Genomic DNA, 12201 nt, shown 5'->3' on the forward strand with positions numbered 1-12201 from the left:
AGAAATTTATATGTCCATCTCCACCACCATCAAATCCATCCAAGACATCATGCGCAAGGATGTCGGCGTCGATGGCGACGCGCAGCGCATCGGCCAGCTGGTCTGGATGTTCTTTCTCAAGATCTACGACGACAAGGAAACCGAGTACGAGCTGCTCGACGACAACTATCGCTCGCCGATCCCCGAGCCGCTGCGCTGGCGCAACTGGGCGGCCGACGCGGAAGGCATGACCGGCGACGAGCTGCTCGACTTCGTCAATATCCAGCTCTTCCCCGCCCTCAAGAACCTCCAGCCGGCACACGACGACCGCCGCGGCTTCGTCATCCGCAGCGTCTTCGAGGACGCCTACAACTACATGAAGTCCGGCCACCTGATGCGCCAAGTCATCAACAAGATCGTTGCCGGCGTCGATTTCAACAAGGCACAGGACCGTCACCTGTTCGGCGATCTCTACGAGCAAATCCTGCGTGACCTGCAGAATGCCGGCAACGCCGGCGAGTACTACACGCCGCGCCCGGTCACCCGGTTCATGGTCGACATGGTCGCCCCCGCCCTCGGCGAAAAGATTCTCGACCCCGCCTGTGGCACCGGCGGCTTCCTCACCTGTGCAATCGAACACGTGCGCCGGCAGCACGTCAGGACGGTCGAGGACGAGCAACTGCTCCAGCAGTGCATCAACGGCGTCGAGAAGAAGCCCCTGCCCCACCTGCTGTGCACCACCAACATGATTCTGCACGGGCTGGACGTGCCGACTAATGTCCGCCACGACAACACCCTCGCCCGCCCGCTGCGCGACTACGGCCCCAAGGATCGCGTCGACGTCATCGTCACCAACCCGCCCTTCGGCGGCATGGAAGAAGACGGCATCGAGACCAACTTCCCCGCCACCTTCCGCACCCGCGAAACCGCCGACCTCTTTCTCGTGCTGATCATGCACCTGCTCAAGGACGGCGGCCGCGCCGCGCTGGTGCTGCCCGACGGCACGCTGTTCGGCGAAGGCATCAAGACACGCATCAAGGAGCAACTGCTCGAAACCTGCAACCTGCACACCATCGTCCGCCTACCCAACGGCGTCTTCAACCCCTACACCGGCATCAAGACCAACCTGCTCTTCTTCACCAAGGGTTCGCCGACGCAGGACGTCTGGTTCTACGAACATCCCTACCCGCCGGGCGTGAAGAGCTACAACAAGACCAAGCCCATGCGCATCGAGGAGTTCGACGCCGAAAAAGCCTGGTGGGGCGGCGTCGACCGCAGCAACCGGGTCGAAAACGAATACGCATGGAAAGTCAGCGCCGACGAGATCAAGGCGCGCAACTACAACCTCGACATCAAGAACCCGCACAGCCCGGACCAAGTCAGCCACGACCCGGACGAACTACTCGCCGGCTACGCCGCCCTGCAGCAGCAAATCAGTCAGACCCGCGACCAGCTCAAGGCCGTGCTCGCCGCCGCGCTGGAGGGCAAGGCGTGAGCGTCGCCCTGAGCGAACACTTGCCGTTGCTGGCGACGGCCCAGGATGGTACCCAGAAGCTGCGCGGCTTGATTCTCGAACTGGCGGTGCGCGGCAAGCTGGTGCCGCAAGACAGCATTTCCGATAAGGAGAGTTGGAAACGCGGGCTTTTCAGCGATTTTTTTTCACTCGAATATGGTGACAACCTGCCTGCTCCGAAGAGGACAGGAACCGGTGAATACCCGGTTTACGGTTCAAATGGTGTTGTTGGTACGCACAACGAATGCAGGGTGAAAGCACCATGTATTGTGGTTGGGAGAAAGGGCTCTGCTGGTGCGTTAAACCTCTGTCGAGAAACTGGATGCTGGGTTACCGATGTCGCCTATTACTGCATTCCTCCGAGCGGCATCGACCTAGATTTCGCCTTTGCGCTTTTTCATACGTTGGGGTTAGACAACCTTGGGAAAGGGATAAAGCCAGGCCTAAGCAGGAACGAGGCATATTCACTTCCAGTTGCAATTCCATCCGTCGCTGAACAACACCGCATCGTCGCCAAAGTCGATGAACTGATGGCCCTCTGCGACCGGCTGGAGGCGGAGCACTCCGACGCCGCAACGGCTCATGAACGGCTGGTCGCAACCCTGCTCGGCACCCTCACCCAAAGCGCCGACGCCACCGACCTCGCCGCCAACTGGCAGCGCCTCGCCGATCACTTCGACACCCTGTTCACCACCGAATCCAGCCTCGACGCCCTCAAGCAAACCATCCTCCAGCTCGCCGTCATGGGCAAACTGGTGCCGCAAGACCCGAACGACGAGCCGGCGAGCAATTTTCTGAAGCTGATCGCTCAGGACCGGGCGCGGCGGGTGGAGGGCAAAACCAAGAAATTGGATCCGCTGCCGCCTGTTGGTGAGGATAAACGGCCGTTTGTGTTGCCAGCCGGCTGGGAATGGATTCCGTTCGGTAATGCCACAATCTGTCGCGATGGCGAGAGAGTCCCGGTCTCACAAGACGAGCGCAACCAGCGGGAGCGACTCTATGACTACTACGGCGCATCTGGAGTCATCGACAAGATAGACGGTTACCTATTCGACAAGCCATTGCTGCTGATTGGCGAGGATGGAGCGAATCTGGTAAATCGCTCGACGCCAATTGCCTTTATCGCTAGGGGCAAGTACTGGGTCAATAACCACGCCCACGTGATTGACGGCCTTTCGGAAAGCTATCTTCGGTTTCTGACGCTATTCATCAATGCGATTGATTTAAAGCCCTACGTGACCGGCACAGCGCAGCCCAAAATGAATCAGGCAAAGATGAACTCAATCCCGCTCGCTTTGCCACCCGAAGCCGAACAACACCGCATCGTCGCCAAAGTCGACGAACTGCTGGCCCTCGTCGACCGCCTCAAGGCTGGTATCACCGAATCCCGCACCCGCCAAGCGCAACTGGCCGACACCCTGATCGAAACCGCCCTCAAGGCCACCTGAACCCGGAGCCGCCATGCCCATCCGTACCGACCTCTGGAAAGTTGCCGCCACCCCGCAGCCCCTGCCCGAAGCGCAGCTGGCCAGCGAAAGGCAACTGGAAGACATGATCGTCGCCGCTCCGCGGCTGCTCTCCGACGAGTGGATGCTGATCGGCCGGCAGGAAGACACCGGCTTCGGCGGACGCATCGACCTGCTGGCCATCGCCCCCGACGGCGCGCTGGTGCTGATCGAACTTAAGCGCGACAAGACGCCGCGCGATGTCGTCGCCCAGTCGCTGGATTACGCCAGCTGGGTGGAAAAATTGCGTCCCGAGGACATCGCTGCCATCTACGGTCGCTTCGCCCCCGGCCGGAACCTCGGCGAGGACTTTCAGCAACGCTTCGGCCTCGCGCTCGACGAGGATTCGCTGAACGAGAGCCACCAGATCATCATCGTTTCGGCCGCGCTCGACGCCAGCACCGAGCGCATCGTCGCCTACCTGAGCGAGCGCGACATCCCGATCAACGTGCTCTGCTTCCAGGTCTTCGCCAACGGCAGCGAACAGCTGATCAGCCGCACGTGGCTGCTCGACCCCGTCAAGACTCAGGTCAGCGCGGCCACCAAGCAGGACGGCCCGAAGGAGCCGTGGAACGGCGAGTTCTACCACTCCTTCGGCACCTACTCCGGCGAACGCTCATGGGATGACGCCGTGAAGTACGGCTTCATCTGTGGCGGCGGCGACATTTGGTACAGCAGGACACTACAGCTACTCAACCCCGGCGACCGCGTCTGGGCCAAGATACCCGGCGCCGGCTTCGTCGGCGTCGGCCGCGTCACCGGCCGCGCCCAGCGCTACCGCGACTTTATGGTGACCACCCCGGAAGGCGAAGTGCCATTCAGCACGGTCGAACGCCACGGCCACTACCACCAGCAATACGCCGACGACGAAGAGAAATCGGAATACTTCGTTCCCGTCCACTGGCTGCAAACCATCCCCGCCAGCCAGGCCATTCAGGAGATCGGCATGTTCGGCAACCAGAACACCGTCTGCAAGCCGACGACGCCGAAATGGCGGTCGACGGTGGAGAGATTGAAGGCGCATTTCCCGGGATTCGACACCCCGTGAAAACTCGAACTGAATCTGTGGAAAGGCATCTTGCATGACAGCACAAGCAACTGCCCAGAAAGGGCGCCTCGAACACCTCCTGGACGAATTTACCGACGTCCACGGCACAGTGTTGCTCGGCATGCACAAGGAAATCCAGACGCTGAAGGCGGCGATCCAGAAAAGCGTCGATACACAGATCGGCGGGGTATTGGCCGAGATCCAGAAAGCCGACTCTGAGCTGGTGAAGCATATGGACGGATCCCGAGGTGTGGGAACTGAGCTGGCGGCGAAGACCAAGGCAGAACTGGCGACCTATGTGGAAGGTAGTGCGCGCGCCCGGAACGAGGCCATCGAAGCGCGCAAGCTGGCCGAAGACGCCATCGCCAAGCTGCTCGAGAATGCCAAACAGGTGAACGCTGCCTTCGATGCCAGAGCACAAGAAGCAATCCAGACGATGATCAGGCGCCAGGAGGATTTTCAGTCGAAGCTCGCCGCCACCCTAACCTTTACCGACAAACTCAATGGCAAATCCATGGAAATGCTCAAGGAGGTTATGGCTCGCGAGCATCGCCTGCACATCTTTACGCGGCGGATTGTGATTGCGGTAGGCGTCGTCGTGTTCATGACACTGGGGGTATGGATATGGCTGACTGTCAGGAACTGATTGCCCTGTCCGGGCAATATGCCGAACACGGTGGGCGTGCCCGGATCGATGACCTGCGTGCGCTGGCGACCGGATACATCGCAGCACGCCGCACGTCGATTCTCGACGCCGCCGCAATCGCGCTTGCCTTCGATGCAATCATGTCGCAGGACACCTTCGATGTGTCGGAAGTCACCCCGGAGATGGCTTCTGCATGGGAACTCGCTTACCCGAACGTGCCAATCGAATCCCTTGCCGGTCGCTCCACAGAGGGACTGGCCGGCGCCATCAGCGGCTGGAAGGGAAAGCTATTCGAAGTGGAGGTTGAACAACGCCTTAACGCGGGTGAATGGGTGGGCGACCTCCACCTGGAAGCTGGGCAGCGCGCACAGATCGCTGCTTCCGCTACGCAACCCGGCTGGGACATTCAGATCATCGACGAGAATGGCGCCGTGGCCAATGCCATCCAGCTAAAAGCCACCGAGTCGGTGAGCTACGTGCACGAGGCGCTGGATCGCTACCCGGACACACCAATCCTCGCTACGCATGAAGTGGCATCAAAGTTAGCCGACCACCCGTCGATCATGGACTCCGGCATACATAACGACGCCCTGACCAGTTCCGTCAGTGACCACGTCTCGGATGCCTCCAGCGATGCAGTGAGCGATGCTCTCATCGGTGCGATGCCGCTGTCTATTATCGCCATCACCGAGGGATCAAGAGTTTTGTCAGGAAAGAAAACGGTCGATCAGGCACTTGCTTCGGGCGGCGACCGTGTCGCAAAGGGCGCTATGGCAGGTGCCGTGGCCGCGACGGTCTCTATAGTCGCGACACCCCTCGTCGGTGCCATTGCGGGCTTCATCACCCGGCTTGCACTGGACTCCGATTCGCCCAAGCCGAGAAGGACGGATTATTCTTCATTGCCCCCCGGCATGGATCGACTACGTGCTTCTGCGTCTGGTCTCAATGAAACTGTTAAGGGACTTGAGCATCACTACCCCTGCCCCCCTCGCTTCGAAAAGCCCAAAGGCCCGGAACAACTAAGCGATGAAGAGGAGTTGTTGTCCTTGGTGGATCAACCCACCCGTCTGGCGATCGAGCGCGGATCCATGCCACTGGATTTGTGGATCGACCTGATGATCAAAAAGGAAACATCCAGTCTGCCCGAAGCGGAGCTTCAACGCCACCTGATAGACCTTCGGCAAATTCAGGCCGGTGGAATGATCGAAACAGCTTTTAGGGACGTCGGATTTGCCGCAAGAATGGGAGCCGCACTTGCCGGCGGCGGAAAAGTTCGCCTGAAGGCACGCCTGCAGGATGCGATTCAGATTGCCGAATTGCAGCTCAAGAAATTCGCCGGAAACTTCACCCAAGAAGATGCGGACAGGACAGCGTTCCTGAAAATGACCACTTGGGAAAGAGCGAAGGTCGAATCCGAAAAACGAATGGCTGATCGCTTAAAAAAACGGGGCATAACTTGAGGCAATATACCGCCCATGGGGTCAGTCGCCCCTTACGAACATTTCCTGGGCAGGTGGGTTGGCAATAATCGCCAACAACTCGTCGTCCGACATGGCTGAAAACTTGGCGCTCAATCGCTTGCCATCGGCGCATAGGGTCAAATTGACCTTCTCCGGCTCGTAGAAGCCGCACAGCTTGGCGATCTGGACCAAACCGGCAATCATCACCGCCGGATTCTGCTGATCCCGGCCCATCTGAATCGCGCTCAGGAGGCCGTTTACGACGTCCTGCTTGGCCATCCGCAGCTCAGCCTGAAAAACCTGCTGACGGGCCGCTAAAGCGTCTTTTACGGCAGGTTTCGACAGGTTTTCCGGGCCAGTCACCCGTGCCGTCTTGCTGCTGTACCCTGCCAGCCGTGCGGCTTCCGCAGCGTTGCCGCACAGGGCATAGTGCTCGACAAACCTACCCTGCCGGACGGTCAGTTTTCCGCCAGTATCGGGCACGCTTGTCGCCAGCTGTCAGGCCACAAAAAGACGCTGCTGCTGGGCACGATAAGACCCCACCTGCTGTGCCTTCCCGCCGACCAGCGACACCTGCACCATCGCCTCGCAATGCCCGGCCACCAGTTCCTTGAGGAGCTTAGGGCTGTAGGCGACGGCTGGCTGCAACTGCTCCTGCAGGGCAGCTCCGGGGTTCAGAACGGCGATGCAGTAGCCATCGTTGTACGCGGGGTGAACATGTCCGAGGACCAATACCTCCTTGGTCTCGCCTTCTTGCAGGGAGATCGTCCGTTTGAAGGCGACATCGGCCTTCGGCGTTGAGGCCAGAATGCCCTTAACGATGCCACTGGCAACGTCTTTCATCTGTTGGAGTTCGCTCTTCATTTCTGGACCTCCGTCCGTTTAGAATAACTGTAAGTTTATACAGTATTCGAGAGGTCCACAAGCGTGATCTTCAAGGTCTATCTGATGCGCCGGGGCGGCAGGAAGATGTCATGGCGGGACACGATCAACGGGCCGGCGTTTGTCGGTGACCTGAGGTTGGGCAGCGCCACCAGCCGCAATGGTGTGTACAAGGTCGCGGAGTTAATTACGCCAGGCGGCATTGCCACAATGCTTTTACCGCCGCTGCACGAGCCTGTCCTTATCGGCATCGCGCCGCAGGCCCTGCAGCTACGTGGGTTCGAGCGAATGAAGGAGCCAGAGGGCTACTACAGCGTGATTCAGGAATGGCATTGCGAGATTCCTTGAGACCTCTTTCGACGTTGGGTGCATGCGTTAGGCATCTCGGCTTCCCGCAGGGTGACCAAAGACTTCGTCAAATGCTAGCTCAGCCAGTTTTCGCACTTCCTGAGAACTCCCCTCCATTTGATGGACGACGACTAGCCAGCTGTAGTTGCGATTGGGATCCTGGTCGATGTCCACCCCACTTGGGCCACCTGCCTCTAACTTCAAGCAGTGTGGCCAGAACGCTTCGTAGAAAGTCTTGCCCCGATTTTCTGGCTTGCTTTGGTATCGCGTTGCTCGCTCCGAGTAATCCGCCTTGTAATGGGAATGAAAAAGATGGCTTGTGACTCTCTTTCGCGTCGTCGCACACTCTCCCCGATAGATTGCTCGCAGATTTCCCGCGAACAATTTACATGAATTTCCCTCCACAGGGCGATCGGTAAGAATGATGTAAAAACCGTCTTTATAGTAAACGCCTGCTAAGTCACTACGCCCAGTTATGACTAGTCGGTCGATCTGTGGCGTATCGACTCCAAAGGAATCGGGAACTCTGTTTCTCTGGTAGATTGCTCGGAATGCATCGGCAAACTGGATTTTGACGCGCTCTTGAGCAACCTGAACTGCATTATTGAGTTCAGACTTCATTGCTGTAACAACGTACATGATGCTTATCGACACCTAACGTTTGAGTGGAACCGAGAAGCACACCTTCTCGGCGATCCAGTTAACCGGAATGTCAGCCATTTCGCATGCCTGGCTGACGACACATACGAATCTTGGTCCAACGATCATCTAGTTGGATAGCCAGCCCATCAGGAAACGTTACAAGTGCTCCATCTTTCAATACTGTAGGTAAATCCGCCTTCCACTGTTCCCCGACGATACCTAAAATATTGCCTTGGTCAAACGATTGGTGAATACGACGGTCTAGACCTATCGTTAGGCCGATATCTTCGATATGGTGAAATGCAAATTGGCGCCCATGAATAAGGCGGACATCGTTGCTACCTTTAGTTACTGAGTGCGCGAATGAGTAATAGCCGCTCATGAGATCTATCTGCTCAGCAATGACGTCCACGGCATCTTCATCAAACTCCTCGGGATCATCAATCATGATTTCGAGGCTCGGTGAAAAGTATGCTTGGATGCCGACGCGGAGAGTTGGAAACTGTCCGTTAATTCTGCGTAGCTTCCGGGTCTGATCTTTGGCCTTTGTATGCGCATCGGAACTGAAGCCGTTCGTTCGGCCTTTGGCCTCGATCACGATCCAGTCGCGCCGATTATTCAACCCGATGAGGTCGGGCTGTGAATTCCCGTTGAGTGTTAGCTTCCCGCCATCCTTCTTGAAACGGGACAAGTGGAACAGCCACGGTGTATCGAGAAGGCGTGCTGCTATCAGCTTGGCAACCATCATTCCTACGAAGTAGGAAGTTGCCCCTTTCTCAGTCGGATCGAGAGAATCATAGAGAGCTGACTTCTCGAAACGGGAAGGCGTTTGTCGCAGGTTTGCGTAAACGGTATGCGAACGAACGATTGCGTCACTCAACGAGTACCAACCGTGCGTAAACAGCTCAGCTACACCCGGCTTTCCGACAGTAACAGCTGACCAAACAAGCTCTTCCCACGTGGCTGTCAACACATGAGATCCGTTCAGAAGTGACCCCAAATGTGGCTTGAAGTTTTTTGCTGTGTAGGGAATGCAGGGCATAAAGAATGGGTAACGAGTGATATGACAAAGTGTCGCCTAATCAAGCAACCAGACCAATAGACTGGAATACGGTAAACATCGAGAAGCTTGTACCGCAGTACTCTTGGGCAAATGGCTGCATTTCTTAGATCGTCTAATTTCAGAGGAGCGCTGTTCACATTTTTTGTAAGGTTTGGCGCTGCGCACCGCGCACGCAGAAACCTGCTCTGCTACCACGAAATCCATTTAGTATCCATATTTCATCTTTGGATTGTGACATGCTTAAGCCAATAGTTTTGATTGCTAGCATGGCCTTCTCTTTCGCCGCGCTGGCTGATACCTATGTATGCGAGTTGCCAAACAAAAAGCGTGTTTATGAAACCGCTCCGTGCTCTGCCGGCAAGACCTTATCTGTAATTCATACTTTCACCCCCGAAAAAACGCAAGAGCAGCGCTCCGCAGAGGCACTAGAGGAACTCAAAGCACAGCAGCAGCGTATGCGGGAGAAAACACAGCAGTTAGCCGCCGAAAAGCAGTGGGAGCTTGACCAATACCGGCGACAGCAAGCTGCTGCGAGTGCGGCAGAACAGGAAGCACGCCTGCGCCGACTAGAGTTTGAAGCAACTCGACAACCATTCCGACTTGAAGACCAGCCCGGATTCAGGGAAGAACGCCCACTAAACTGCATACGCACTGGCCCCAACACAATGAACTGCAATTAGCTTTTATCAGACGAGCAGAGTTCTGGTGTAACAAGACCCAAGATCTGTCATCAATCCTCGCCAAAAAGCGCGTTCACACTTACCCGCTCGCCACCCCCTCCCCCCTTCCCCAAAAGCCGTACCCCACTTCGGATTCGCTTTCCGATTCCCGCGAAAGGAGTCTCTTCGGCCCCCGGCTGAACAAGATTTCCTAGTTCGCCCGTCCCGGACGAACGTCGTTCTTTGATCGTGTAACGGTTTGGCGTTGCGCCTCGCGCACGCGAAACCTACCTCCCCAGTCGAGGCTCAGGCGCTGTCCTGACCTCACTTCCCTAGCGGCATCGTCTCGTCACTGAGCGGTGCCGCTTTTCTTTGTCCCTTTGTAAGGAGTATCACCATGAAGACGCACAACCAACCCATCCCGCTCAACCCGGCCAACACCAAGAGCGAATCCCGCCTCGTCAAGACGGCGGCCCTGTTCACCTTCCGTGGCCTGCGCGCCCTCGTCGACGCCGCCAAGACGGTGCCCGTCATCGTCGCCGAGGCAGCGTCCGACGTCCGTGACGCATGGGAGGAATCCAACGCCTCCCCAAAGCCGTAAAGGAGGACGATCATGCTGACCACCGGTTTCATGATTTTCCTTGGCGTTGCCTTGATTCTGGCGAAGCTGCCGCGGCGGACGATGCTGCGCGTGCTCAAGCACGACTTGGCGCTGGATATAGCCGTCTCGCTGATTACCCTGATGATTCACTGGGGGACCTTCAGCGGGGTGATGGCAGCGACCGTGGCCGGCCTGCTGACCAGTCTGGCGACATCCGGCCTCAAGCGCCTGATTGGCTACGCCGATGCCGACAACTACTACCCGGGACGCGTCCGTCTCGACGTGTAAATCGCGGCGACAAGTCGCTGGTCTGGGTATTTCTCGCCGCTGCAACCGGTGAAGCCGGACGCCACAGCATCCGCCTGATCCTGCGTCACACCCTGCGTCTGCTCAGGTAGATCGCTGGCCGTTGTTTCCCTTCATTCCCCCCTTTATCGCCCCAGTCCGGGTTACCCCCGGCTGGGGCGTTCCTTTTTGGAGATTCAAAATGAACGACATCTATCAAACCATCACCGACAAGATCATCGCCGAGTTGGAAGCCGGGACGGCCCCTTGGGTCCGTCCGTGGTCCGGCGAGGCCGATCCCTTCCCGCGCAATGCGCTGTCACAGCGTCCGTACCGCGGCATCAACAATGTGCTGCTCGGCATGGAAGCCCACTGCCGGGGCTACACCTCGAACCAGTGGCTGACCTTCCGGCAGGCGCATCAACTGGGCGCGCACGTCCGCAAGGGCGAGCGGGCCTCGACCATCATCTACTATGAAGCACGTATGCTGGATAAGGAGGATAGCGAGCCTGTCGCCGACGGCAACGAACCGGAGAAGCGGTTCATCCCGCTGCTCAAGGTGTTCTCGGTGTTCAATCTCGATCAGGTGGAGGATTTACCCACGACGCACCAACCCGTCACCCCTGACTTCGAGTGGCATGCCGGGGCAACGCCTGAGCAGATCATCGACGGTTCCGGCGCCGAGATTCGCCATCAGGGATTCAAGGCGTTTTACTCGCCACCGAATGACCTGATCTACCTGCCGGGACGGCAGACCTTCGTCGATGCGGCGGCGTACTACAGCACCGCCCTGCATGAGTTGTGTCACTGGACAGGTGCGACCACCCGGCTCGGACGCAAGCTCGGACGGCGCTTCGGGGAATCGGCCTATGCCATGGAGGAGCTGATCGCCGAGCTGGGCGCAGCTTTCCTGTCGGCGCATTGCCGGCTCGATGGCCGCCTGCAGCACGCCAGTTACATCGCCACGTGGCTGGAGGTGCTGCAGCGCGACAAGCGGGCCGTGTTCGTCGCGGCAGCGCAGGCGCAGAAGGCGGCAGACTACCTGCTGGAACACGCCGGGCTGATCGCCCCGGCGGATGCGATGCCACTGGCGGCCTGATCACCTTCCATTGGCACGGGACATGCGTTATTTCCATTGTCATTGACAGGAATCCAGACGGGGTGGCCATCATGCTATCGACTGAAATCCTTGTGCTGCTGGGCAATCGGACGCTTTTCCCGTATCTGAAGGAAGCGATCAAGAGTTGGATCAAGGGGAAGTATCAGCACCAATCCAGTGCTGACTAGCACTCTCATTGAGCATTTCCCTCGCGACAGATACTCCACAATTTCTGTGGATAAGTCTGTGGGCGGGCCGTTGGCAGTCTTCTATAAGACTTGCAGCGCCAGTGGCTTAGCTGCCCTGCTCAACAATTAGGCATACGGTTTCACCCACAACCCCCACAAGTCGACTTCTGGGGGGTTTGGGGGGTGCTCGTCCCGTAAATAGCCATAACAAGACTGTTTGGCGACATTGCTGCGGTCAATAAATCTGACAACGTCGCACCCTCGCTGGCGCTTCTGAGCCAGC

At 57.9% G+C, this 12201-nt stretch carries 14 protein-coding genes; 10 read left to right on the top strand and 4 right to left on the bottom strand.

The window, feature by feature from the left end; genetic code table 11:
* Window positions 1-10: 10 nt before the first annotated feature.
* From GH660_RS03235 to GH660_RS03255, 5 genes are read left to right on the top strand one after another with little or no spacing between them, the layout of a single operon-like run.
* Window positions 11-1474, top strand: a complete 1464-nt coding sequence (locus GH660_RS03235) for a class I SAM-dependent DNA methyltransferase (RefSeq protein WP_153145121.1) — start codon at window positions 11-13, stop codon at window positions 1472-1474.
* A complete protein-coding gene (locus GH660_RS17975) occupies window positions 1471-2940 on the top strand; it encodes a restriction endonuclease subunit S (RefSeq protein ID WP_228276341.1) in 1470 nt (489 codons plus the stop codon). The genes GH660_RS03235 and GH660_RS17975 overlap by 4 nt, the downstream gene beginning before the upstream one ends.
* A gap of 13 nt (window positions 2941-2953) precedes the next feature.
* A complete protein-coding gene (locus tag GH660_RS03245; RefSeq protein WP_153145122.1) occupies window positions 2954-4045 on the top strand; it encodes an endonuclease NucS domain-containing protein in 1092 nt (363 codons plus the stop codon).
* 34 nt (window positions 4046-4079) lie between these two features.
* Window positions 4080-4691: a hypothetical protein gene (locus GH660_RS03250; protein WP_153145123.1), complete on the top strand. Its 612-nt coding sequence runs from the start codon at window positions 4080-4082 to the stop codon at window positions 4689-4691.
* Window positions 4670-6151 carry a hypothetical protein gene (locus GH660_RS03255; RefSeq protein ID WP_153145124.1) on the top strand — a complete coding sequence of 494 codons (1482 nt, stop codon included), beginning with the start codon at window positions 4670-4672 and terminating at the stop codon, window positions 6149-6151. Before GH660_RS03250 ends, GH660_RS03255 begins: the two co-directional genes overlap by 22 nt.
* Before the next feature lie 21 nt (window positions 6152-6172).
* Here GH660_RS03255 and GH660_RS03260 read toward each other — a convergent pair whose 3' ends face one another.
* Window positions 6173-6634: a terminase small subunit gene (locus tag GH660_RS03260; protein ID WP_153145125.1), complete on the bottom strand. Its 462-nt coding sequence runs from the start codon at window positions 6632-6634 to the stop codon at window positions 6173-6175.
* A gap of 15 nt (window positions 6635-6649) precedes the next feature.
* Window positions 6650-7015, bottom strand: coding sequence for a hypothetical protein (locus tag GH660_RS03265; RefSeq protein ID WP_153145126.1), 366 nt, complete (start codon window positions 7013-7015; stop codon window positions 6650-6652).
* A 63-nt stretch (window positions 7016-7078) separates the two neighbouring features.
* Between GH660_RS03265 and GH660_RS03270 the strand changes: the two genes are divergently transcribed.
* Window positions 7079-7381 (top strand): hypothetical protein, encoded by a 303-nt coding sequence (locus GH660_RS03270; protein ID WP_153145127.1) that lies wholly within the window; start codon window positions 7079-7081, stop codon window positions 7379-7381.
* A gap of 27 nt (window positions 7382-7408) precedes the next feature.
* Here GH660_RS03270 and GH660_RS03275 read toward each other — a convergent pair whose 3' ends face one another.
* Together GH660_RS03275 and GH660_RS03280 are read right to left on the bottom strand one after the other, a co-directional pair.
* On the bottom strand, window positions 7409-8020 hold the full coding sequence (locus GH660_RS03275) for a hypothetical protein (protein ID WP_153145128.1): 612 nt from the start codon (window positions 8018-8020) through the stop codon (window positions 7409-7411).
* 73 nt (window positions 8021-8093) lie between these two features.
* Entirely contained in the window at window positions 8094-8993 is a 900-nt protein-coding gene (locus GH660_RS03280) for a hypothetical protein (protein ID WP_153145129.1), read from the bottom strand.
* A 329-nt stretch (window positions 8994-9322) separates the two neighbouring features.
* On the opposite strand from GH660_RS03280, the gene GH660_RS03285 reads away from it, so the two are divergent.
* The 4 genes from GH660_RS03285 (at window position 9323) to GH660_RS03300 (ending at window position 11730) form a co-directional block, all read left to right on the top strand.
* Window positions 9323-9766, top strand: a complete 444-nt coding sequence (locus GH660_RS03285; RefSeq protein WP_153145130.1) for a hypothetical protein — start codon at window positions 9323-9325, stop codon at window positions 9764-9766.
* Window positions 9767-10142: 376 nt separating this feature from the next.
* The gene (locus GH660_RS03290; RefSeq protein WP_153145131.1) at window positions 10143-10346 is read left to right on the top strand and encodes a hypothetical protein; all 204 of its coding nucleotides are present in this window, start codon (window positions 10143-10145) and stop codon (window positions 10344-10346) included.
* Window positions 10347-10358: 12 nt separating this feature from the next.
* Entirely contained in the window at window positions 10359-10634 is a 276-nt protein-coding gene (locus GH660_RS03295; RefSeq protein ID WP_153145132.1) for a hypothetical protein, read from the top strand.
* A 199-nt stretch (window positions 10635-10833) separates the two neighbouring features.
* Window positions 10834-11730 carry an ArdC family protein gene (locus GH660_RS03300; protein WP_153145133.1) on the top strand — a complete coding sequence of 299 codons (897 nt, stop codon included), beginning with the start codon at window positions 10834-10836 and terminating at the stop codon, window positions 11728-11730.
* The last annotated feature ends 471 nt before the right edge of the window (window positions 11731-12201 follow it).

Source organism: Dechloromonas sp. H13 (assembly GCF_009469615.1).
Classification (GTDB): domain Bacteria; phylum Pseudomonadota; class Gammaproteobacteria; order Burkholderiales; family Rhodocyclaceae; genus Azonexus.

Excerpts from the sequence above, each read along its gene's own strand:
- GH660_RS03235 (WP_153145121.1), top strand. The coding sequence starts at position 11 with ATGTCCATCTCCACCACCATCAAATCCATCCAAGACATCATGCGCAAG.
- GH660_RS03245 (WP_153145122.1), top strand. The coding sequence starts at position 2,954 with ATGCCCATCCGTACCGACCTCTGGAAAGTTGCCGCCACCCCGCAGCCC.
- GH660_RS03250 (WP_153145123.1), top strand. The coding sequence starts at position 4,080 with ATGACAGCACAAGCAACTGCCCAGAAAGGGCGCCTCGAACACCTCCTG.
- GH660_RS03255 (WP_153145124.1), top strand. The coding sequence starts at position 4,670 with ATGGCTGACTGTCAGGAACTGATTGCCCTGTCCGGGCAATATGCCGAA.
- GH660_RS03265 (WP_153145126.1), bottom strand. The coding sequence starts at position 7,015 with ATGAAGAGCGAACTCCAACAGATGAAAGACGTTGCCAGTGGCATCGTT.
- GH660_RS03275 (WP_153145128.1), bottom strand. The coding sequence starts at position 8,020 with ATGTACGTTGTTACAGCAATGAAGTCTGAACTCAATAATGCAGTTCAG.
- GH660_RS03285 (WP_153145130.1), top strand. The coding sequence starts at position 9,323 with ATGCTTAAGCCAATAGTTTTGATTGCTAGCATGGCCTTCTCTTTCGCC.
- GH660_RS03290 (WP_153145131.1), top strand. The coding sequence starts at position 10,143 with ATGAAGACGCACAACCAACCCATCCCGCTCAACCCGGCCAACACCAAG.
- GH660_RS03295 (WP_153145132.1), top strand. The coding sequence starts at position 10,359 with ATGCTGACCACCGGTTTCATGATTTTCCTTGGCGTTGCCTTGATTCTG.
- GH660_RS03300 (WP_153145133.1), top strand. The coding sequence starts at position 10,834 with ATGAACGACATCTATCAAACCATCACCGACAAGATCATCGCCGAGTTG.